Here is a 21,188-nt window from a genome sequence, read left to right on the forward strand (position 1 = left end):
GAAGCGATCGTTGATCGGGGCCGTGGCCAGGGAGTGCGAAAAGGAGAAAGCGATGCTGAAGAAATTCGATATGGATCCGGGAACGGGCATCGTCATCGCAACAGTCCTGATTTTGGTGCTGTCCGGCGCCCGGCTTTTGAACCAGTGGGACAGTCTATCGTTTTGGCGAGAGCCGGGGCTGGTCGCGGCTATGGTTCTCGGATTGATTTCGGCGATTGCGCTTGCCGTCGCGTTCGTGGTCCGGCGATGGCCTCAGCAGAATGTACAGTATGATCCAACGCGCCGGGGACCAGTTATCGATTTGCAGGCGGATTCGAAGACTGACCAGCCTGGTTAGATGCGTTTCGGATATCGCGGAGGATGATGGCATTCGGATCGGGCACGTCGGCAAACTGCCACAGGCCAAGGTGCTGCTTTTTAGCGACCTCCTGCGCGACGATATAGGGAGCATGGACCGGAGCGCCGTTCGGAGTGGCGGCCGCGAACGCCCAGCCGGTCGAGATCAGCGCCGTGCCGAGGTCGATGCGAGAACCGGCTGCGGATCCTGAAGTAGGCTGCGCGACGCAAACGACGAAGCGCGTTTTGGTCGCGGCCTGCCAAGCGGCCGTGTAGCATTGAGGTTTGAGATCCCGGATGAGAGACACGAGCATTGCAAGGCTTGCCTCCCCGCAATCGACATGCCCCCCTGCGCTATTTGTGAAATATGTGCCTCGCAGGCAGGCTTGAACGCCGTAGAGACGGTGGGTCTCACCGGCATAGGTCCAGGTGTCGCCGGTGCTGAACGATGCTGTGGCGGGGATCGGAAACCAGGGATTGGATTTGTCCTCGGCCAGTGCCGGAATACTGGCGAGGACGGCCGCGAGAATGCCGGCGGCGGCGAAGCCAGGTTTCACTATTGATACCTGCTCAGATTGAACCAGAACCGTTGTTTGCCGTCGGTGGTCGTGAGATCGAGATAGTTCGGCTCCGTCCTCTGCTCGCGCCGCGTCACCGCCGATGTTGGACGCGCACCGTAACCCGAACCTCTCGGGTTCGTGGCCCAAGAGGCATTCGTTGCATTCCGCGCAGCACAGAAAGCGCCGTTACTGTCGGGCTTGTAGACGGTTTGGGAGCGAGAGCTGTTGTCGCTTCCGCTCGATTCCGTCTCGGGCGAGACGGCGATCGTGCCGTCCGGGCAGGGTTTGAATTTCTCATATCCGATACGACCGGAACTGCCGGCCTCGGGGCACTGAGGCCAGGGCTCCCCATGAGCGACCATACGGAAAGCGCGCTCGACCGGGGGCACACATTCGCCGACGCTCGCCCAACCCTGCGGGTTGAGGATGCACAGCAAAACCTCGCAGCCAAAATCATCAGCACGGGCCGGCGCCGCCGACAGAACCGACAAGGTCGGCAAAAACGCCACAACGGAAAGAACCCTGCTCATTTTCATTGTGTCTGCCTCAATTTCGCGATTGCGGTTCATCGAGTCATTGTATTAATTCAGCATTCCAGAATCGGCAACGGCGCAGGATTATTTTAATGATTCGATCCCGCAAAACGGTACTTGCAGCGGGTGCGATCCTGGTGACGTGCCAAGCGGCGTCTGCACAGGAGGCTTCCCGGAACTCCCAGGGCAGCGTCACGGCACCTACCGGTCGCATCGTCAACGCGGCCGTCGACGCCAAGGGCCGGGTAATGCCGGCCTTTGAGGTTGGGAGCCATGACGTGCAGCGGATCGGTACGGCGGGAAGCGCTGACAGCGCGGCCGCTACTGTGACATCGACCAAGGCTGACAACCCCTGCCCCGGCGTCGCTGCGCTGTCGAAGGAAGAAGGACAGCGGATCGTCGAAACGGTCGCGCGCCAGCAAGGCTTTGCCCCGCCCCTCGTCCTCGCGGTTGCCCGGGCCGAAAGCCGCTTCAATTCCGGCGCGCTATCGCCCAAAGGAGCCTATGGCCTGATGCAGCTTCTGCCGTCCACGGCGGTAAGCTACGGGGTCGATATCTGCGATCCCGAGGATAATGTGAAAGGTGGAATCGGCTTTCTGCGGGATCTGCATCGCAAATTTCCGAACCCGATATACATGCTCGCCGCCTACAATGCCGGCGAGATCGCGGTTCTCAAATACAAGGGCGTGCCGCCCTACCCCGAGACGGTTGGCTACGTCGCCAACGTCATCAACGATTTCTACCAATGGCCATCGGCCGGGTCTGAGGCGGTGATGCCCGCCGGGGCGGTGAGCCTTGACCTCGCCGGCGTTCAACCGGCTGCGGCCGGCGCAGCGGATCAACGAAATGATCCGACATCCCGCGCCAACTCCCGCAATGGCAGCACAATGACGTCTCGCGAAGCGACGGCGCCGGTCTGGCAGAGCGGGATGGTGCAAAACTTTGACTGAGGAGAAGCTTTGATGACCTTGTGGAAGATGTTTGCTGCACGCAGCACTGGTGTGGCGATGCCGCTCATGCTCTTGGCAACGCAGGCGATGGCTGGGGGCGGAAATCTCCAGCCTGTGCAAAGCACGCTGCAGACGTTGGTGCAGACCTTGACCGGTCCGATCGCGACGGCCTTGGCCGTTCTGTTCTGCATCTTCATGGGCTTCATGGCCTGGGCGGCACGCCTGTCATGGTTTGTGGCTGGAAGCTGGGTCTTGGGTATCGTGCTGGTCTTCGGCTCGGCCCAGATCGTCGAATTCTTTCAATCCGCGGTCGGCAGGTGATCGGCATGGCAGATGGCCGGATCGATCCTGGCGAGCCCAAATTGTTGATCACTCCGCTGGTCAAGGGCTTGACCCGAGCGCCGACGGTGCTCGGCATTCCCTACGAGCTTGCGGGGTTCATCGGCGTGCTGACGGCGGTCGTGTTCCTCGCAACCCATAATCTGGTCATGCTCTCTATCTGCGTGCCGCTCTATGCGGTTGCCAGGATCGCGATCATGCGCGATCCCATGTTCATCGAGATCATGTTCATCCGTTCACGCAAGACGCCGCCCCGAAGCGCCAGCTTCTGGGGTGCGCGCAGTTATCGGGTGTGACCATGGCAATCGCGCGGGCTCTTCGCGATGAACTGAGTTTCGGGGCCGTGTCTCGTCGGGAGAATCCGGTTTCGGCCCATATACCTTATTCGCGGCATGTGTCCGACGAGGTGATCAAGACGCAGGACGGCATGTTGATGTCCTTCGTTCACATGAGCGGACTGTGCTTCGAGACGATCGATATCGCCGAGATCAATTCGCGCCTGCTCGGCCGCAACGATCTCATTCGGGGGTTGGCGAATTCCCGCTATGCGATCTACTCGCATATCGTGCGCCGCGAGGTGAAGCCCGCGATCGAGTCGAGCTTCGAAAACAAGTTCTGCCAAGAGCTGGACCAGCGCTATACGGCGGCCCTGCGCACCCAGCGCATGTTTGTGAACGATATCTACCTGACCATCGTGCGGCGCGAGCTGCAAGGCACGGTCGGGACGGCGGATCTCGTGATCCGCAAGCTTTTGGGACGAAGGGCTGCGGACGGTCGATCTTCGAGCGAGGAGCGGGCGCTGATCGAACTCACGGACGTGATGAAAGCCGTCCGAGAGAGCCTGCAGGCTTATGGCGCGCGGGTTCTCAGCGTCGTCAAGCGCAGTGACGTTTGGCATTCCGAGCCGCTGGAATTCCTGGTGCAGCTCGTCAATGGCGGATTTCCGCGGCCGATGGCACTGCCGCGCATGAAACTCGCGGAGGCGCTAGCGACAAAGCGGCTGTTCTTCGGCCCGAATGCGCTGGAAATTCGCGGGGCGTTCCCTGGCGAAACGCGATACGGCGCCATCATTTCGGTAAGCGAGTACCCCTCGATCACGGGACCGGGGATGCTCAACCCCATGCTGAAGGTGCCGCACGAATTCATCGTCACGCAATCCTTCGCCATCATCGACAAGCCCCAGGCGCTGACCCAGATGGAGCGGGTCGGGCGCAAGATCGACATGTCGGATGAAGCCGGCTCGATCGTGGCCGATCAACTCGGTGAAGCGCGCGATGAGCTTCTGTCCTCGGAAGCGCTCTATGGCTTGCATCATCTGACGGTGCTGTGCCTTGGGAAAACCATGGACGACGTGGCGCGCTGCGTGACCGATGTCGGCACGGCGCTGACCGAGGTGTCCGCCCTGTGGGTTCGCGAGGACCTGAATTGTGAACCTGCGTTCTGGGCCACCCTGCCCGGCAATTTCGCCTATGTGGTGCGCAAGTCGATGATCTCATCGAAGAACATGGCGGGCTTTTCGGCCTTCCATAACTATCCGAGCGGCCGGACTGGCGGGGTGCATTGGGGAACACCGATAAGCGTCCTCGAGACGACGTCGCAAACCGCCTACTTCTTCAACTTCCATGTTCGAGACCTCGGCAACTTCACTCTGAACGGCCCCTCGGGCTCGGGCAAGACGGTGCTGCTCGGCTTTCTCGCGGCACAGGCGCAGCGCATCACGCCGCGCCCCAAGCTGGTGATGATCGACAAGGACCGCGGCCTGGATATCTTCGTGCGGTCGCTTGGCGGCCGCTATGAGGTTTTGAAGGCCGGCGAGCCTTCCGGCTTCAATCCGTTGCGCCTGCCCGATACGCCGCGCAACCGGGAATTTCTCTTCCAGCTTTTCAGCTTCATGCTGCGTCGATCCGACGGACACGCCCACTCGACGCGCGAGGAGCAAGTCATCCGCAACGCGATCGCCCAGGTGGCGAGCGCGCCGCCGGAAGGTCGAACCATGGAGGAGTTCGCCGAGCTGTTGCGCGGTGCGATGCGCGCCGGCGATGACGATCTCTATTCGCGTTTGCAGCCATGGATGAGGCCCGATCAGCGCGGTTGGTTGTTCAACAACGCGGAAGACTCGTTTTCGATGTCGTCCATTTTCGGCTTCGACATGACGAGCGTGTTGAGCGACGCAACGACCAGCACGGCAGCCTTGCTCTATATCTTCCATCGCATCGAGGAGCTGCTTGACGGGCAACCGGTCATGATCTTCCTCGATGAAGGCTGGAAGCTGCTGGACAATGATATTTTCAGCTACTTCATCAAGGACAAGCTGAAAACCATTCGTAAGCTGAATGGCATCGTTGGCTTCGGCACGCAGTCAGCGGCGGACATTGTGAAGTCATCGATCGCCAACACGCTGATCGAACAGACGCCGACCAATATTTTTTTCCCCAACCCGAAGGCCGACGAGGAATCGCACAGGGCGTTCGGGCTGTCGGAGCGCGAGATCAAATGGATCCGCGAAACCCCGCCCGAAGCCCGCAAATTCCTGATCAAGCATGATCAGGACAGCGTCATTGCGCGCCTCAATCTGGGCGCGATGCCTGATGCGATCAAGATCCTCTCCGGTCGAATTGAGACGGTTCAGGAGCTCGACGCGCTGCGCGCGCGTGTCGGCGACGATCCGCAGGTTTGGTTGCCAATCTTTCTTGGGAGGGACCCGGAATGAAGACCATTATGGGCACGACGGCCGCCCTTGTGACGATTTTCGCGGGATCGACGGCCATGGCGGCCGTGCCGGTTTCTGACAGCCCTATTCTGTCGCAGCGGAGCGAGGACAAGGCCGACAAGGTTCAGATCAAGCTCATCCAGGAGGACACCAAGTCCGCCACGCAGGGCGTCAATTGCTCGGTAACGACACCCAAAAAGGCGCAGAACGTGAAGAGCCCGAAGGCTTCGGTCGATCCGGCGAGTGGCCAGGCGTCCTTGGAAGAGGCCAATCCGGACGTAAAGAGCTCTTCGGCTTTCGCCTCGACCGGGTCGGGATCGGGCGCTATCGGCGGCAATGCCGGCGAAAGGGGCCAGTTGGATATCACCGGTCAGGTTCTCGGCGGCATGAATGGCAGCATGGCAACGGTGGCCCCCAATAGGCAGTCCTTCGAGACCATGGGTCAGGATATCGGGACTGACAAAACGGTCATGGAAGCCTTCGACCGCAACAGCGCAATCCGCGCCCAAGGCGGGCTGACCTTCAACGAGGTGATCCAGGCGACAGGGTTCTTCGCCCAAGCTTTCAACGTGCGAAACATCGGCACTGCCACACTGACAAGTCGGGGATCCTCCGGCCTGGTGGTGCCCACTCCCGCGTCCCCGCCGCCTGGCTCGGGTGGCCCGACGAGCTGTCCCGGGGCTACGAGCGGCGGCGGCACGGCCGGCAACCCGTGCTGCCCCTCGACGGACAGCGCATGCACGGCGCCGCGCACGACCGACACGGTTGAAAACGTCTCGCCCGTGCTTTCGCAAATCCAAAGGGACGCGAACCGCGCTCCCGTGACAATGACGACCGACGAACTGATGTCGGCCGTCAAGCAATATCAGGCTCAATAGGAGAAAGCGCTATGCGTGGAATTCCGTTAACAGCGGCACTCTTGCTTGGCTTGGGCGGCATCGCCTTTGCGCAGGTGCCTACGATCGACGACGCTAATCTGGAACAGGCTCGGCAGATTGCGTCGGCCACGAGCGAGATCCTCAGCACCGACCGCAACATCATGAACTATACACAAAAGACGCTGCAGGCAGTCACTGGCGACCGGTCGAGCCAGGCCGGCCAGCTCGCGCAGATGGCCTTGGGCAATGGCGGCTTCTCCATGGGGGACGCGCCTTCGCTTGGTAGCGTGATCTCGGGCGGCACGTTGTCGTTCGCCGGCCTCGGCAATGGATCGCAGGGCATCGTTTCGAACATGATCAATGGCTTGCAGCTGGTGAAAACCATTTCGGGCTTGATCAATGGCCAGACGACGCAGATGGATAAGAACTACAGCGCCCTGGTGAACGTCGCGGCCACGGTCACCGGACTGGTGGACTCCTCGCAAAATGGGGTGAAGACCCGTTCCAGCGCTTTTCAGTCGGGCGCTCAACGGATCGGCACGGCGCAGGACATCAAGGGCTCGATCGATCAGAACAGCCAGATCATGGTGCAAACGGGTCTGACCGTGAACGAGCTGATCGGCGCGGTGAACACAGCTACGGCGGCCGCCAACCAGGAAAACATCGATCGTATGAACCTGATCACCCAGGCCTCGCGGGGGCTCGAGTACAAATCCGGCCAATGACGGTGCGCTTTCTTCTATCAGCGGCCGCCATCATTGGCGCTGTCGCGACCTCCGGGTGCGGCCACAAGCCGCTCAAGGCTCCATGCTCGCGCGACGAGGGACCGATGCAGCCGATGGCGTTCGCCGCGCCTGAACCAGGAACAGGAGCGAAGAAGCCATTCGAGTGCGGCCCGATGAAGGCACTCAATAGCGATCCATCTCTGTTTCCAGGTGGGACGGCGAAAAAATGAACTTCAATATCACGACGCTTCTGCAACAGGTCGATCAGTTCGGCAATAACTATGTATCGCAAGCCTACCAGAACCTCGCGTCGGCCCTGACCGGCGGGGGGCAGGTGGGTGTCGCCGGCCTGATGCTGACGCTGTACGTGATATTTTGGGCCATCAGCATCTGGCAGGGAACCTCGACCGGATCGGGAAAAGAGATGGTCTGGCGGCTGTTCCGCGCCTTCGTCATCTACGCTCTGGCGACGAGCTGGGGGGACTTTCAGACATATGCCTATTCGTTCGCGAATGAGACACCTTCCGCGATCGGGAACAGCCTTCTCACGAGCGTTTCGGCCAATGTGACCGGGACATCGGCCGGGCTGAACTCCGTCAACTCCGTGCAGACGGCGCTGCAAAATATCTGGGATTCGCTCGCCAATTCCACGTCCGCCTTTATCAAGAGCCTTGGCGTGTTGAACTTCGGCGGCTACGTACTGGCGGCGATCATCCTTGTCGTCGGCGCGCTGCTCATCGGTTATGCGATCTTCCTCATCATCCTGTCGAAGATCTTTCTTTGGCTTTTGCTCGCGCTTGCCCCAGTGTTCATCATTCTCATGCTGTTCGGCTACACGACCCGGTTCTTCGCCGGCTGGATAACCGCGATCGTGCAGTACATGTGCGTGCAGATTCTGGTCTATGCCTTCTGCGCCTTCTTCATCTCGATCACCCAGACTTATTTCGACGCGGTCAACCGGTCGAACGGCGCTGCGACGACGACCTTGACCGAAGCCGCGCCGCTGATCCTGATCTGCCTTGTTGGCGTGCTGCTGCTGTCGCAAATCACCAACGTTGCCGCCTCGCTCGCGGGCGGAATTGGTATTGGAACGCCTTCGTTTGGGCGCTTCTACGGCGGCGCCTTCGCAGCGATGGGCCAAGCCGGTCAGCGCAGGCTGATGGGACGCTTGGGCTGGAGCACCCGGCAGGAACGCCTGGCGGGTCGCGAGCGGGCGCGCGTGAGCCTCGCACAGAGAAGGTATGAGGATTCAGCGGAATATGCACGGCTTTCCCGAAAGCTGACGGATCCCGCATAGGTTTGGGGCACCAATGAGCGATGTGAAGGAAAGCGCTGGGGGACCGGCGAAGGAAACCGAGTCTCCCTTGCCGTACTACGTGGATGCGGCAATCTGGGAAAAAGATATCGCGCGGCGAAATCGCTGGTCGCGATCTCTGGCGTGGTGTGTGGCAAGCGTCGCCTCGGTCATTGCCGTTGCAGCGGTGGGCGCGCTGATCCTTGCGCTGCCGCTCAAGACTTATGAGCCCTACATGGTGGTGGTCGACAAATCCACCGGGTTTGTCGAGGTCAAGCGGCCGCTGGCCGAGGGTCCTTTGCAGCAGGACGAGTCGATGGGGATGTTCGATATCGTCCGTTATGTGAAGGCTCGCGAGACCTACGATCCGAAGGCGCTGAAGGACAACTTCGATCTCGCGCAATTGCTGAGCGCCGGCGATGCCTCGAGGGAGCTCGTCGAGCTTTTCAGCCCGGCAAACAAGGTGACGAACCCCGTCGTGCTCTACGGGCGAAACACCGTCGTGGCGGTGACCGTGAAGTCCGTGACGTTTCCCAACCAGAGGACCGCCCTGGTCCGGTTCATGACGGAGGAAAAGAGCCAGGCGAACACCGTGCAGCGGCATTGGGTGTCGTTGATCCGGTTCCGCTACACCGGCGTGCCGGCCAAAAACGAGATCCGCTTTCAAAATCCGCTCGGCTTCCAGGTGCTCGAATACCGGCGCGATCAGGAGACGGCGCCGGCACCCACCGCGGAGACACCGCAATGAAGGTCGCCGCCATCCTGATGGCAATCGGGCTCGGCGTTTGCGCGGTTCAGCCGGCCCTTGCCGAACAGACCCCTCGGGCGGGATCTCGTGACAGTCGCATTCGCTTCGTCTGGTATCAAAAGGACGATGTGGTGTCGGTGCCGGCCAGCTATGGCGCCTCGACCATGATCGAATTCGGCGATGAGGAGAAAATCGAAACCCTCGGCGCTGGCGACGTCCCGGCCTGGAGCATCGAGCCCAACAAGAAGGGCAATGTGCTCTTTGTGAAGCCGATCGAGAAGAATGCGGGCGGGAATCTCAATGTCCTGACCAACAAGCGCAGCTATGTGTTCTTCCTCAACGGCGAGTTTCGGCCGGTTGCGCAACAAGTCTATGCGATCAAGTTCCGCTATCCCGAAGAGGTGTCGGACGCGGCGCTGATGGACGAAGCCCAGGCCCGGGCGGCACAGCCGAACCGGCAGGGTTTCAAGGCCGAAAACGCCAACTCGTCCTATGCCTATAAGGGGTCGTCGGCAAATAAGCCGCTCGTGATCTACGACGATGGCGTGAAGACCTGGTTCCGCTTCGATCCGGCAAGGGAAGTGCCGGCGATCTATGTCGTCGACAGCGAGCGCAATGAGACGCTTGTGAATTATCGCCGCGAGGGCGCGTACATCGTCGTCGACAAGGTCAATTACCAATGGACGCTGCGCAATGGCAACGAAGCAACCTGCGTCTTCAATCTGAGACTGAACAATGTGAACGAACCGACCGGGCTTGAACCTTACGAGCCGCAGCGTGTCGGCGGTGGGACTGTTCGGAAAGTGAGGGGGCCTGATGCCATCTCCCAATGAGTACAGAATGCTCGCCGAGGAAGGAACAGTGGTCGTCCCGCCAAAATTCGGGGCGAGCACATTCTTCAAGATCGTGGTGCCGCTGGGTGCGGTGGTCTTCGCCGGCTGGATGATCTATGCGGCGACGCGTGCGCCAGACAAGCCGCTGTTGACGGCGTCGGATGGCGAGGAGTTTCACACCACACAGTTTCCCGCACCGGGGCTCGATACGCCGCGTCCTCAGCTTGATAACGGCACCCTGAAAATCCCGACGGCTCCCGAGGAGCCGCCGGCGACGGTCGAGGCTCCGCCTCCCCCTCCACCAGCCTTGCAACCGCCTGCAGCTCCACCACAGGTGCAGGATGATTCCGAGGCCCGTCGTCTGGCCGAGGAAGAACGGCGCAGGCAAGAAGAAGAGGAGCGCCGCAAATGGGAGCGCTTGCGCGCCAAGCAGCTCGTCGTCGATAGCGGCGATGCGCCTGGCAGTGCATCAGCGCTCGGCGGCAATGGAGCGGATGCAGCGGCGGCCGTAAACGCGGGCGAGGGCGAGGAGGACCCCAATCGGCGTTTTTTGGCAAGGGCGAGCCAGAGCGGAGCGGATACATCGAAAGCCACGATGAACCCGCGCACGGACGCTCTGGTCGCCCAAGGGACGATGATCAAGGGCGTACTCGAGACCGCGATCCAGAGCGATCTTGCCGGTATGGTTCGGGCCGTCGTGTCGGAGGATGTGTGGTCGTTCGACGGTCGCAGGGTTTTGATCCCCGCTGGCTCCCGCCTTATCGGTGAATATCGCAGTGGCCTCGCAACCGGCCAAACGCGGGTGTTCATAGTGTGGACACGCCTGCTTCGATCGGACGGCATGTCGGTGCAGCTCGGCTCGACCGGCACCGACGAGCTCGGTCGCAGCGGCATGCCGGGCGAGGTCGACAACCATTATTTCGAGCGGTTCGGCTCGGCGATCCTTCTAAGTGTCGTGGGCGGTGCGACGCAATTCATCGCCAACCTTGGCAACGACCAGAATGGGTCGAACACCAACCAGACCTACACGGACCCGCAGACCGGACAGACGGTGACAATCCAGACGCAGCCCAACCAATACTTGCAGAGCGCGCGCCAGATCGGCGCGCAACAGATTTCGCAAAGCCTCAACCGCATTGCCGAAGAGGCGCTTCGAAATTCGATCAATATCGCGCCCACGATCCATGTCGATCAGGGGTCGCGCATCATGGTGTTCGTCCGCCGCGACCTCGATTTTTCCGAGTTCTATCCGGACCCGGTGCGCGAGGCGTTGACGGAGATACGACGTGAGCGGGCAGCAAAGAACCGTCTTTCTAAATAAGGCGCTGGAGCCGGTGCGGCGCTGGCTCGACGACGATCGCGTGGTCGAAATCTGTGCAAACGGGCCTGGACTTGTGTGGGTCGAAATTGTTGGCTCGACACATATGGAGCCCTTCGACGTCCCCGAGCTCGACCGCGCCGCGATCACTTACCTCATGGAACGTATAGCGGCATCATCCTCGCAATCGATCAGCGAGGAAAATCCCTTGCTTTCGGCCGCCCTCCCCGGCGGCGAACGCTTCCAGGGCGTGCTTGCGCCGGCGACGCCGACAGGAGGCGCCTTCGCGATCCGCAAGCAGGTCGTGAAGGATATGCGCCTTGATGATTACCGGAAGCGGGGGTCGTTCGATACGATCTCCGTCCAGGATCCCGGCGAATTGAGCGAGACCGACAGCGCCCTTTGCGAATATCTCGACGCCGGCAAGATCGAGGATTTCCTCCGCCTGGCCGTGCGGGAACGGTATTCGATCTTGCTTTCAGGAGGCACATCGTCGGGCAAAACGACGTTTCTGAACGCGATTTTGCACGAGGTGCCTTCGGATGAGCGGATCCTCACCATTGAGGATACGCGAGAGGTTAAACCACACCAGCCCAACTATCTGCCCCTCGTCGCATCAAAGGGCGACCAGGGCCTGGCGCACGTGACCGTTGAAACGCTGCTGCAAGCCGCCATGCGGTTGCGGCCGGATCGAATCTTCCTGGGCGAGATCCGGGGAGCGGACGCCTATTCGTTCTTGCGCGCCGTCAACACAGGTCATCCCGGATCGATCACGACGATCCATGCGGACAGCCCGACCGGTGCGTTTGAGCAGCTAGCATTGATGGTCATGCAGGCTGGGCTCGGGCTGAGCAAGGCAGAAATCATCGATTACGTGCGGTCGGTCCTGCCGATTGTGATCCAACAAACGCGCCGGGGCGGCTGGCGCGGAACTTCGGCGATCTGGTTCAACCGCATGACCGAATGGAGAGCCGCCAGAAAGGTTCCCCAGAATGTCTCGCGTATTCGCTTATAGGCTTCTCCTCGGCCTCATCGGCCTCGCCGCCTTCTTTGCCCTTTGGAGCCTGGCCTACGAGCTGGTGGCGACATGGCGGTGGAATCCCGCGCTGCCCTCTGAAGGCGCCTCGCGCTGGGGGCTTCTAAAATACCAGAACGCGCAACGCAGCCTAAGCGGCCTGTTCGTTGCCTGGCAGCATTTCAGTCAGCGCCTGGCTTATCATCCCACGCAGGGCGAGACGATCATCCGGGGCGCGATCGCGGTCGCGGTTGTCGTGGCGATCGGCGTCGGCCTGATCTTTGCAAGCCTGATCAACCGCAAGCCAAAGCACTACGGCGATGCGCGGTTCGGCACGATCATGGACGCCGAAAGGAAAAACCTGCTGGCAAAGCAAGGCTTGATCCTCGGCAAGATGGGTGGAGCGACGATCCGCTCGGACGAGTCCGCGCACGTCTTGGTGGTCGGGCCGACCCGATCCGGCAAGGGCGTCAGCTTTGTCATTCCGAACGGTTATATGTGGCGAGGATCCTCGGTGTGGTTCGATCCGAAGCGGGAGAACTTCGAGGCGTTCGGTGCGCACCGGCAGGCTCTCGGCGACAAGGTCTTTTTCTTTTCGCCCGGCGAGCAGGATTCGCATCGCTATAATCCGCTGGATTTCATCCGGCGCGATGCGCGCATGCCGACGGACTGCGCGGTGGTCTCCTCCTTCATCATCCCCGAGGCGACAGGAAGTTCCGAGATCTGGGCGCGCGCCGGCCGGCAGCTGCTTTCGGCCATGATCGGCTATGTGCTGACGTCACCACGCTATGAGGGGCAGCGTCATTTGCGCGCCGTCGCGATGCTTCTTTCGACCGGCGTGGATTTTCTCAGAGTGCTGACGAATATCCGCAATGAGGAGGAAAAATATCTGCCTTCGTGGGTCGTGCACGGGCTCAACCAGTTCATTGCGCTGGAAAAGGAAACGCGAAACTCGGCCTACTTCAACCTGACGGCGGCTCTCAACCCCTGGACCAATGATCTCGTTGCAGCCGCTACGGCGTCGACCGATTTCGATATCTCGAAGTTTCGCAAGGATCCGACGGCTCTCTTCATCGGCTGCTCGGTAGCGCAGCTCGACGTGTTCCGGCCCATCATCAAACTCCTGGTTCAGCAAATCCATGATGTGCTGATGGCTTCCTCGCCAGGCCCGGACGAGCCCTATCAGGTCCTGGTGATGATCGACGAATTTCGCCAGCTCGGCAAAATGGAGTCCATCGTTTCCAAGCTGGCGATCAACGCGGGCTATGGCTTTCGCATGGTCCTGATCCTGCAGGATCTTGCCCAGCTTGACGAAGTCTATGGAAAAGCGACGCGGCACACCACGGTGACCGCGTGTCAGGTGAAGCTTTTCATCCGCATGAACGACGTGGAGACCTCGGAACATGTCTCTGTAATGCTGGGACCGACCACGATCGAGGTGCCCACACCGATCATCAGGGCTGGTCAAGGTATATTTGGTGGCCGAGACAAGAGTTTAAGTTATCAGGAAAGGCCGTTCCGAACGGCGGCGGAGCTTCGGCAAATGCCGGCGAAGCAGGCCGTGGTTCTGGGCTCGAGCCCCCCTGGTTTCATGGTGCGCAAGATCACCTATTATAAGGACGCTCCCTATAAAGCGACCTACCAGGAATTTCGGCACCGGCGCCTGAAAGTGCCGCCTCTCTCCCGATGGCAGGATCTTCCGCTGCGCTCCATGGCGGACGTCGAAGCGGCGGCTAACACCGCGCCAGCGGCACCTTTCGAGTTGGGGGAACCCGATACCGTCGAAGCGCCGGTTTCGGGCGATACAGTCTATGCCGATGCGGCGCCGCCTGCGACTGGTGCGGCGGCTGAAAGGGCTGATCCCGTCGCGTTAAAACCGAAAGTAAAGAGCGACAGCGCGGACGCACCACAGGCGCTGCCAAGCTCAGGCCTTCCAACGGGCGGTGAGGCTGAAGCAAAGAGCGAGGTGGCCGCTGACGTTCCGGAGTTGAAGCCGAAGCGGACCGATCAGACGGCCGATGATGCGCCGCGGCCGCTTCCCACCCTTGGCCGGCGATCGGCGCCGGCAGCATCAAAGGCGTCCGACCCGAGTCCGTCTGAAGGCAAGGCGAGTGTCTTGCAATTCCAAGTCCGGCCGGGAAACAAGTCCACGTCGATCGCCGCGCTGCTCGCATCGCTCGATCAGGAAGTGGAGGCCGGCGCTCGTTCCCTGTCACCGTCAGTGGATAGCGGAGATGTCGACGGGGGACCGTCAGCCGCTCTTGAGGCGCTGCAGGATCAAATTAGACGTCACGGCGATCGCTAGGACGTGAAATTCAGTTGAACACAAATGAGCGATTTGTGCCTTCGGCGCCTAAGTCGAGTGTGAGAACAAGACGAAGCGTCCCTAATCCGATGGCGTGCGCATCGAACCGTTTCGTTGCGCCTCCCGGTTCTTGGTGGGGACGTGAGCTGATTGCTGGTCCGTAAAATGCGATTGATTTTCGCTCTACCCAACATGTATCAAAACCGATACAGTGCACCCCGATGAAGGTGATTGAATGGCTTGGAAGCAGTAGGGCGGATGTTCGAGCGTTTCCTGACGATGCGCGGATAGAGGCCGGCTGGCAGCTCGAACTTGTCCAGCGCGGCGACGATCCCGACGACTGGAAGCCTCTGCAGATCGTGGGGGCCGGCGTCAGGGAAATCAGAGTCCGGGAGGCATCGGGAGCGTTCCGCGTCATCTATCTGGCAACCCTGGAGGACCGCGTTTTGGTGCTTCATGCGTTCCAGAAGAAGACACAGGCCACATCCAAGAAAGACCTCAATCTGGCGGCTCAACGGCTAAAACGATGGAAGGCAGAACGATGAACGTAGAAATCTATGAGAACGTCTGGGACGCACTGGCGGACACCGAACAGGAGGCAGCAAACCTCAAGGCGCGCTCGGCGCTGCTCTACGAAATCCGTAAGGCAGTCCAGCGTTGGGAAATTTCTCAGGAGGAAGCCGCCAAGCGGCTTGGCCTGACGCGCCCTCGTATCAATGATCTGCTGCGCGGTAAGCTCGCCAAGTTCTCGCTTGACGCGCTCGTCAACATCGCCGCCTCCGCTCACCTGGATATAGAAATCCGGGTGAAGGAAGTTGCATAATCACGAGATCTCTAATCCTCGTCTTTCCTCGGAGTACATCCGCGTTTGGACGCGAGCGTGTGCCGAACCGAGCCGCTGCCAGAGCCCGGCTTGGGGAACAACGAGCCCACGCAGTGGTGCATGACGAGGCAACTACTGCTTTTGCGGCTTTTGTGAATCCGGCTCTTCGCCTTCGACTGGAGCGGTGTTGATGCTCCTCGACTGCAGGCGCTGCAGTTCTTCGAGCCGTTCGCCTTTGACGATCTCGGGATCAAGCCGCTCGTTAGGATTCTGCGCCAATGAACGCGCGGCTTCGTTTGCGGCTTGTGCCTCGCGGGCTTCCTTCGCAGCGATGCTTTCGGCGTTGCGCACCATTTCGCGGTCTTGCGCAACCTGCTCAAGCGAGGTCGGATCAGCCGATCCGGCTCGTTCGTCGCGGATCTCCTGCTCGATGGCGCGATTGCGTATCTCGCGAGCGCGATCGGCCTCAAGCCGCTCAGCGGCCTCGATCTCCTGAGCGCGATGGATCAAAGCTTCGGCGCGCGCGCCGGCAATCCTATGGGCCTGGTCTTCACTGACATGCGTGACGCCACCTTCCTGCAGCGATTTGAGATCCGTCCGGATCGCCAACAGCTCCATGGTGGGCGCCGCGCGCCGTAAGAACTCCGCTTTCGTCTGGCCGTTCATCATGGCCGCTGTCTTGTTAACGGTCTCGTTGATCTGTTTTAGGTTTTCCCGCATCTGGTCCGCGGTGGCATTTGAACTCATTTGAACACCCTTTCCATCTCGAATAGCGACCACAACAGTACCGGATCGGGAAGCTTGCGTCATCCGATCAATGAATTGACTCGCTATCGCGTTATCCGGCCGGGAAGCAGCAACCGAGTGCCAGTCCCGAAGGCTTGCCTGGGTGGCCTGCAGCTGGCGCGCCGAAATCGGAATCTTTATCGGGTTGGCCCTCGCGTAGTCGATCCGCTGGCGGGCTTTCTCGATGACGTGCGGGTTTGCACGGGCGTAGGCGCGGTCACGCGCCTCCCTGCCCGGCCGCGGCTTTTCGGCCGTGGCCACAATCGCCTTGTCGCGCGGACCATAGCTTTGTGATGACGCTCGATAGGCCGCGGAAGTCGCGACGATTTTCATGCCCTGCGCTTGTGCGTGCTGGGCATAGAGCGCGCGCCATTCGCGAAGCTGGGCCGGACCTGGTCGCAAGCGCTCACCGTCCTCACCCTTCACCGCAACGATGGCGTGGACATGAATATGACCGCCCTCCTCCGCCATATCGGCATGCATGCCGAAGGCGAATTTGTGATTGGGGAACTGCTCATGCAGGAACCCACGCGCGGCCCTCACCAGAGCTTGCCTATCCTCGCCCGCCTTGGCCGACAGGATCATGTGCATGGTGTCGCGAGGCTTGTAGGAATTCAGGGTCTTGTCCCAGGACTGCGCGGTCTGCCGAACCGCCTCCTCAGACGCGATCGCGGCGCCGTCGGCGCCGATCGCCGCTCCGTCATGGCTAAGGCGCGCGAGCTGGAACACGACACCGGCTTTGCCGTGGCTGGGCTCCCCAATTGGCTTCACCGAAACGGTATCCTCCTTGACCCCAAGCGCCTCGGAGATCCGCGAGGCGATCATGGCCCGGGTCGGTGCCGAGAACTGGCGATCCTGCTGGCGTCGATCCGAAAAGTGAAACCGATGCTGCACCTTGTCGTCCCCGTTCTCACCCCGCACGACGCTGTGTCCGGCCATGGTCGCGACGACGCGCGCGACGCTCGATCCGTCCTGCAGTGTGTCGATACGATAGGCGAAACCGTGGCCGGCGAAACCTGCCTGAACTGCCTGTGAAAGGCGCTCGGCATTCTCCTGCCCTCCCAGCGAAAGCCGAAACGTCGCCACATCCTCGCTCTCCCGCCGCTTGTCGAAACCCTTGCCCCACTGTTTCATTTCCTCGGCAACAGCTTCCTGCGCTGCCAGGATACGCGCGTCATGCGTCTCGAGCGCGACGCCCTCCTTCTGGATATATTGACCGATGGCGGCTGCCCTTGTGACGCCATGCCCGTAGGAAATCACCTTCAGAACGGCCGGCTGATACCCGGCCGCCAGCTTGTCGGCAGCGGCCCTCGGCCGAGGGCCGCCGGCGAGCTTCCGTCGCTTCGCTGGCAGGGCGAGGTTTAGGCGCCCGGCTTTACCGCGCGGCGGCTCCAGCTCCCCGGGAGCCGAGCGCGGCACGGCCGGTTCCGGTGGCTGGCTTGCCCCGAGACCGTCCTTCCCCTTCCGGCCGCGAACCGTCTTGAACAACCAATCATCGTCATTTCCAGCAAAGGACAACAGGGCCCGACGCCGGCGCTTGCGGTTCTCTTCTTCAAAAGCCGCGCTCGCGCGAATCCGATCGGCTATGGCTTGCATGGAAGACTGGTCGAGGTTCACGCGCCCTCACCATCCAGCAGATGCGCCGCCTTCCGAAGTTTCAGGCCATGGGCGATCGTCATCGCCGTCAATTCGGCGTCGACAGCTTTCACCCTCTCATCCAGCGCTTCCCATATCGGCAACGCCGCCTCCATGGGGGCAGCGTGGCCGGAATGAATGGCATGGAGAAGCTGGCTGAGGTTTCGGCCGACCATCCGGACTTGTGAGGCCAACGCCGCGACAGTGCGTGAATTCTCAGCTGACAGAGCGGGACCGACATTCAGGCTGGCCCGGATAATGCGCCGCAACGTCTCCGCTCGGTCAAGCTGGAACACCTTGCAGGCCTCATCCAGGAGCGCGCCCGCCTCCGGCCCAATATCGATCCGGGAACGCTTTCGGGTGTCCTTGTGGGCGGCGCTGGTGTCCAAAATTCCTCGCTATGGCGGATGGGCCTCACGTCGAAGACGGTCCAGGTCGAAGCGAAGCGACGACCTGCTCAGCCAATTTGGACCCAAATTGCGTATCTTGTCAATTCAATATGAAACATTATACTGACTCACTGACACATTAATCCAGAGCCGATCATGCATCCTGGAACATTGCACCGATGTGCAAATTAATATTATGACACAGGCACTTATGCACCTCGGCACTTTGTTGCATCGGCCCATAGGCATAATGCTCCGCAGCCATCGCTTTGTCACGCTTTCTCGTTCCGCCTGCGGGCTTGGTTTGGGAACGGCCGAAGGCCCCGCCTTGCGGCGGAGCCCTCGTCGAGGCGATCAGTCCCGGTTGGGGCGAGACCAGATCAGCTGCAGGCCTTCCTCGCCTTCCACCTCGATCAGGGTGGCGTAGATCGGAGCGGGGAAGCTCGGGTCGTCCAGCTTGACCGAGAGATAGTCGCGGCCCTCGTTGGAGACCTTCTGCCAGGCGGCTCCGAGATCGACGCTACCCGAGTAGACGCGGAAGTGGGGGCCTTTGTCGGAAGGGTTCTCGACGCGGATCAGCTTGGCTTTGACGTTGAGGTTGAGGGTTTTGATGGCTCCGGAAAAGCCGTTGCCGTTTGAGGTGAATGTGCCGATGGTAGCCATTTGTCGTCTCCGTGAGTTTCTCGGGCCGCGACCACCGCGACCTCGATGGCGGTCGATGGACCGGAGGCGATCGGCCCGCACCCACCGGGGTCCCCATTGCGCGTGCGCATGGGGTGGTCCTTAGGGCCGCAACGACAGTGAAGGGCAGCCAGGGGGAGGCTTTCTTGTTCCGCGCGGAATGGCGGCGCAGTCGCCAGGGGAAGAAAGTCGCGACCGGCTGTTGCGGGTTTAAGAACGAGGCGCAGCGAAGCGAAGACGGCCTTCGGTCAGACCAGCCCCATCGAGGACGCAGGTGGTGGGCCTTTCCATGAAACCGCCGGCCAGACGACGGTCGAGCTCCCATCGGAATGATCACCGCAACTTCGACTAACGTCAGGCATCATCAAGCCTGGCCGTCCCCGTCACGCGTCATTGTAGAACGACGGATAGCTCGGAAAGAGACGCACCCGCCTCCTGATATCGGTCGAACGATGACGGGCCGCGAGGCGAGTCCCAGGAGCCTGATAATCTGCTGTTCAAGCAGGAGCGGCCGCATAGCGGACATCGATAGCCATCTTTGGGCTGGACGCCGGCACCAGCCGGCTGATCAGGTTCGGCCCCGGGTTACCGCCCGAACGGGGCCAGCCGCAAGGCGGGGCCTCACCCTGATGTGCTCTGCCGAGCGAACGACGCTTGCCAAACTGGACCATCACACGCCGCACATCCTTCATTTGGCCAAAGGTCGAGCTGGCCCTAGCCGGCCACGTCAAGATGTCGACCTAGTTGAGGCAATCCCGCCGAGTTATGCGCTTCTCTATGGTCTCGCGGCTCGGCTTATCCGCATGGAAATCCCGGTCGACGGTACCGGGGTAAAGCGGGAATCATGCCCGATGCTTGCCCTCAGCGACGTTGGGGAGATTTCGCGCAAAGGGCAGCACATTCGGCGAGGCAACCAGCGAAGATGGTCACAGACAACGGCCGCTTCCCAGCAAGTATCGGCGAATATAGGGCAAAAATGACCGTGTGCCGCCATCAGGACGAAGGGGTCGATTGCACTCCGGCGCCCAGACTGATGACGCGAAAGCGGATCGGGGAGGGCTCGGCGCTCTCCCCTTGCAACAGCGGAGCGCGTAGCATCAGGCCGCCCTCCCCAATTCTTCCGCCTGCGGCTGGAATTCGTGGAGATAATTGACCGCGCGTTGTGCGTGGGCGGCTGCCTGAAAGATCGCCCGTTTGTCGCTGCCCAGCAGGCTGGCCCAGCCTTGAATATAGGCGGCATGATCGGGTCTCGGTTCGAGCTCGGGGACGATATCGAGGTCCGCGCAGAGCATCGCAGCACCAAGCTCGACGAGCAATTCTTCGCGCGCCCGATCCGTTCGATCCTTGTGGTAGCGGCTGAGGTCCCTGTTCAGCCGCTGAGGAGCCGATGTCCAATGCAGGGTCTCGTGTGCTCTCGTGGCGACAAATGAAGCCATATCCCGGAAAAATTCCGGTGACGGCAACTGCACATGGTCGGAAGAGGGAGAATAATAGGCCTTGTCTCCGCCATACCGCACAACCGCTCCGGTGTTGTCGAAAAAACGGTCGGCGTGCTCGATGCGCTGGACAGGATCGGCGGCAGGCTCTGGCGCCGCATGATAGTGCGGCGGCAGACCTTCAATCTGGTCGGCGCAAAACACCGTGTAGGCCTTGAGGAACGGAATACCCCGCTCGACTTCCTCGCCATGCGCGTCAGTGTCCGTCGTAGTGAACCGGCTGGCGTAAACAACCATGGAGCCGGTCTCGCCCTTGCGAACATGACCCCCGAGCTCCGCACTCTGCTTGAACGTCATCCAGACCGGAGAGACAAAGCCCCTCGCGACCGCCTCCGACCACAAAAGCAGTGTATTGATCCCTTGATACGGCAGGCCGTTGTGACGGAGCGGCCGTGTGATGCGACCGGTCGTATTCGCAACGCTCCACGGTTTGACCCAGGGACGCACGCCCTTCTGCAGATCCGCGACGATACGATCGGTGATTTTCGCGTAGATGTCGACGCGGGGCTTGTTGTTGTTCCTATCCATTTCAAACCTCCATTCGAGGCCGTGCCAATCGCGGCCGTCACGAGGTCCGCACGCGCAGGACCGCAGGTCCGCGAACCCGCGGAGGATCGATGGGGAAGCTGAGAACCATCGCTTGCGGGCCGCAACGTCAGTGGAGGACGGCGCAGCCGTTTCGCGGGACGAGCACCGGAGCAGGACCATCATTCGTGACGGCCGCGATTGGCGCGGTCTTAATCACTTGCCGTGTCCATCTTTGCGCCGGGTGCCTTTGGCACAGCAAAGAGGCCGGCTCCCGAACGGACACCAGCCTCAGTATGAGAAGATCGG

At 61.1% G+C, this 21,188-nt stretch carries 21 protein-coding genes; 15 read left to right on the forward strand and 6 right to left on the reverse strand.

The genetic code is table 11. The features are described 5' to 3' along the window. Positions 1-52: 52 nt before the first annotated feature. Entirely contained in the window at positions 53-337 is a 285-nt protein-coding gene (locus NKJ06_RS15030) for a hypothetical protein (RefSeq protein ID WP_352810070.1), read from the forward strand. On the opposite strand, the gene NKJ06_RS15035 is transcribed toward NKJ06_RS15030, so the two are convergent. After that, positions 294-893, reverse strand: coding sequence for a thermonuclease family protein (locus NKJ06_RS15035; protein WP_352810072.1), 600 nt, complete (start codon positions 891-893; stop codon positions 294-296). The two genes, NKJ06_RS15030 and NKJ06_RS15035, sit on opposite strands and share 44 nt — an antisense overlap. Continuing rightward, on the reverse strand, positions 893-1,465 hold the full coding sequence (locus NKJ06_RS15040; protein WP_352810074.1) for a hypothetical protein: 573 nt from the start codon (positions 1,463-1,465) through the stop codon (positions 893-895). The genes NKJ06_RS15035 and NKJ06_RS15040 overlap by 1 nt, the downstream gene beginning before the upstream one ends. A gap of 56 nt (positions 1,466-1,521) precedes the next feature. Here NKJ06_RS15040 and NKJ06_RS15045 point away from each other — a divergent pair, with 56 nt between their 5' ends. The 14 genes from NKJ06_RS15045 (at position 1,522) to NKJ06_RS15110 (ending at position 15,367) form a co-directional block, all read left to right on the forward strand. After that, entirely contained in the window at positions 1,522-2,379 is an 858-nt protein-coding gene (locus tag NKJ06_RS15045) for a lytic transglycosylase domain-containing protein (protein WP_352810075.1), read from the forward strand. A gap of 12 nt (positions 2,380-2,391) precedes the next feature. After that, positions 2,392-2,700, forward strand: a complete 309-nt coding sequence (locus NKJ06_RS15050; RefSeq protein WP_023819752.1) for a TrbC/VirB2 family type IV secretion system protein — start codon at positions 2,392-2,394, stop codon at positions 2,698-2,700. A 5-nt stretch (positions 2,701-2,705) separates the two neighbouring features. Then, a complete protein-coding gene (locus NKJ06_RS15055; RefSeq protein ID WP_023819753.1) occupies positions 2,706-3,014 on the forward strand; it encodes a VirB3 family type IV secretion system protein in 309 nt (102 codons plus the stop codon). Between the two features lie 2 nt (positions 3,015-3,016). Further along, entirely contained in the window at positions 3,017-5,428 is a 2,412-nt protein-coding gene (locus tag NKJ06_RS15060) for a VirB4 family type IV secretion/conjugal transfer ATPase (RefSeq protein ID WP_352810077.1), read from the forward strand. Continuing rightward, positions 5,425-6,306, forward strand: coding sequence for a hypothetical protein (locus tag NKJ06_RS15065; RefSeq protein ID WP_352810079.1), 882 nt, complete (start codon positions 5,425-5,427; stop codon positions 6,304-6,306). Before NKJ06_RS15060 ends, NKJ06_RS15065 begins: the two co-directional genes overlap by 4 nt. Before the next feature lie 11 nt (positions 6,307-6,317). After that, positions 6,318-7,031, forward strand: a complete 714-nt coding sequence (locus tag NKJ06_RS15070; protein WP_352810081.1) for a type IV secretion system protein — start codon at positions 6,318-6,320, stop codon at positions 7,029-7,031. Positions 7,032-7,257: 226 nt separating this feature from the next. Continuing rightward, complete coding sequence (locus NKJ06_RS15075; protein ID WP_352810083.1) at positions 7,258-8,328, forward strand: TrbL/VirB6 family protein; 1,071 nt, start codon at positions 7,258-7,260, stop codon at positions 8,326-8,328. Positions 8,329-8,341: 13 nt separating this feature from the next. Further along, positions 8,342-9,073 carry a VirB8 family type IV secretion system protein gene (locus NKJ06_RS15080; protein ID WP_352810084.1) on the forward strand — a complete coding sequence of 244 codons (732 nt, stop codon included), beginning with the start codon at positions 8,342-8,344 and terminating at the stop codon, positions 9,071-9,073. After that, positions 9,070-9,906 (forward strand): P-type conjugative transfer protein VirB9, encoded by an 837-nt coding sequence (virB9, locus tag NKJ06_RS15085; protein WP_352810086.1) that lies wholly within the window; start codon positions 9,070-9,072, stop codon positions 9,904-9,906. Before NKJ06_RS15080 ends, virB9 begins: the two co-directional genes overlap by 4 nt. 7 nt (positions 9,907-9,913) lie before the next feature. Beyond that, positions 9,914-11,227: a type IV secretion system protein VirB10 gene (gene virB10, locus NKJ06_RS15090; RefSeq protein ID WP_352810088.1), complete on the forward strand. Its 1,314-nt coding sequence runs from the start codon at positions 9,914-9,916 to the stop codon at positions 11,225-11,227. Then, on the forward strand, positions 11,193-12,239 hold the full coding sequence (gene virB11, locus NKJ06_RS15095) for a P-type DNA transfer ATPase VirB11 (protein ID WP_352810090.1): 1,047 nt from the start codon (positions 11,193-11,195) through the stop codon (positions 12,237-12,239). Before virB10 ends, virB11 begins: the two co-directional genes overlap by 35 nt. 256 nt (positions 12,240-12,495) lie before the next feature. Next, complete coding sequence (locus NKJ06_RS15100) at positions 12,496-14,544, forward strand: type IV secretory system conjugative DNA transfer family protein (protein WP_352810092.1); 2,049 nt, start codon at positions 12,496-12,498, stop codon at positions 14,542-14,544. A 221-nt stretch (positions 14,545-14,765) separates the two neighbouring features. Beyond that, entirely contained in the window at positions 14,766-15,089 is a 324-nt protein-coding gene (locus NKJ06_RS15105; protein ID WP_352810094.1) for a type II toxin-antitoxin system RelE/ParE family toxin, read from the forward strand. Continuing rightward, positions 15,086-15,367: a helix-turn-helix domain-containing protein gene (locus NKJ06_RS15110; protein WP_352794992.1), complete on the forward strand. Its 282-nt coding sequence runs from the start codon at positions 15,086-15,088 to the stop codon at positions 15,365-15,367. The genes NKJ06_RS15105 and NKJ06_RS15110 overlap by 4 nt, the downstream gene beginning before the upstream one ends. 132 nt (positions 15,368-15,499) lie before the next feature. Here NKJ06_RS15110 and NKJ06_RS15115 read toward each other — a convergent pair whose 3' ends face one another. The 4 genes from NKJ06_RS15115 to NKJ06_RS15130 all read right to left on the reverse strand — a co-directional run bounded on the left by NKJ06_RS15115 (position 15,500) and on the right by NKJ06_RS15130 (position 20,882). Continuing rightward, positions 15,500-17,770 carry a relaxase/mobilization nuclease domain-containing protein gene (locus tag NKJ06_RS15115; RefSeq protein WP_352810096.1) on the reverse strand — a complete coding sequence of 757 codons (2,271 nt, stop codon included), beginning with the start codon at positions 17,768-17,770 and terminating at the stop codon, positions 15,500-15,502. Beyond that, positions 17,767-18,177 carry a hypothetical protein gene (locus NKJ06_RS15120; RefSeq protein WP_352810098.1) on the reverse strand — a complete coding sequence of 137 codons (411 nt, stop codon included), beginning with the start codon at positions 18,175-18,177 and terminating at the stop codon, positions 17,767-17,769. The genes NKJ06_RS15115 and NKJ06_RS15120 overlap by 4 nt, the downstream gene beginning before the upstream one ends. Positions 18,178-18,531: 354 nt before the next feature. After that, positions 18,532-18,840: a DUF736 domain-containing protein gene (locus NKJ06_RS15125; RefSeq protein ID WP_023819777.1), complete on the reverse strand. Its 309-nt coding sequence runs from the start codon at positions 18,838-18,840 to the stop codon at positions 18,532-18,534. Between the two features lie 1,115 nt (positions 18,841-19,955). Next, entirely contained in the window at positions 19,956-20,882 is a 927-nt protein-coding gene (locus NKJ06_RS15130) for an ArdC family protein (RefSeq protein WP_352810100.1), read from the reverse strand. Positions 20,883-21,188: the final 306 nt, after the last annotated feature.

This window comes from Mesorhizobium sp. M0293 (assembly GCF_040321735.1).
In the GTDB taxonomy this organism is placed as follows: Bacteria; Pseudomonadota; Alphaproteobacteria; order Rhizobiales; family Rhizobiaceae; genus Mesorhizobium.

Bases quoted from the DNA above. Each gene is read 5' to 3' on its own strand.
- NKJ06_RS15030 (WP_352810070.1), top strand. From the start codon at position 53: ATGCTGAAGAAATTCGATATGGATCCGGGAACGGGCATCGTCATCGCA.
- NKJ06_RS15040 (WP_352810074.1), bottom strand. From the start codon at position 1,465: ATGAACCGCAATCGCGAAATTGAGGCAGACACAATGAAAATGAGCAGG.
- NKJ06_RS15045 (WP_352810075.1), top strand. From the start codon at position 1,522: ATGATTCGATCCCGCAAAACGGTACTTGCAGCGGGTGCGATCCTGGTG.
- NKJ06_RS15050 (WP_023819752.1), top strand. From the start codon at position 2,392: ATGACCTTGTGGAAGATGTTTGCTGCACGCAGCACTGGTGTGGCGATG.
- NKJ06_RS15055 (WP_023819753.1), top strand. From the start codon at position 2,706: ATGGCAGATGGCCGGATCGATCCTGGCGAGCCCAAATTGTTGATCACT.
- NKJ06_RS15060 (WP_352810077.1), top strand. From the start codon at position 3,017: ATGGCAATCGCGCGGGCTCTTCGCGATGAACTGAGTTTCGGGGCCGTG.
- NKJ06_RS15065 (WP_352810079.1), top strand. From the start codon at position 5,425: ATGAAGACCATTATGGGCACGACGGCCGCCCTTGTGACGATTTTCGCG.
- NKJ06_RS15070 (WP_352810081.1), top strand. From the start codon at position 6,318: ATGCGTGGAATTCCGTTAACAGCGGCACTCTTGCTTGGCTTGGGCGGC.
- NKJ06_RS15075 (WP_352810083.1), top strand. From the start codon at position 7,258: ATGAACTTCAATATCACGACGCTTCTGCAACAGGTCGATCAGTTCGGC.
- NKJ06_RS15080 (WP_352810084.1), top strand. From the start codon at position 8,342: ATGAGCGATGTGAAGGAAAGCGCTGGGGGACCGGCGAAGGAAACCGAG.
- virB9 (WP_352810086.1), top strand. From the start codon at position 9,070: ATGAAGGTCGCCGCCATCCTGATGGCAATCGGGCTCGGCGTTTGCGCG.
- virB10 (WP_352810088.1), top strand. From the start codon at position 9,914: ATGCTCGCCGAGGAAGGAACAGTGGTCGTCCCGCCAAAATTCGGGGCG.
- NKJ06_RS15105 (WP_352810094.1), top strand. From the start codon at position 14,766: ATGAAGGTGATTGAATGGCTTGGAAGCAGTAGGGCGGATGTTCGAGCG.
- NKJ06_RS15110 (WP_352794992.1), top strand. From the start codon at position 15,086: ATGAACGTAGAAATCTATGAGAACGTCTGGGACGCACTGGCGGACACC.
- NKJ06_RS15125 (WP_023819777.1), bottom strand. From the start codon at position 18,840: ATGGCTACCATCGGCACATTCACCTCAAACGGCAACGGCTTTTCCGGA.
- NKJ06_RS15130 (WP_352810100.1), bottom strand. From the start codon at position 20,882: ATGGATAGGAACAACAACAAGCCCCGCGTCGACATCTACGCGAAAATC.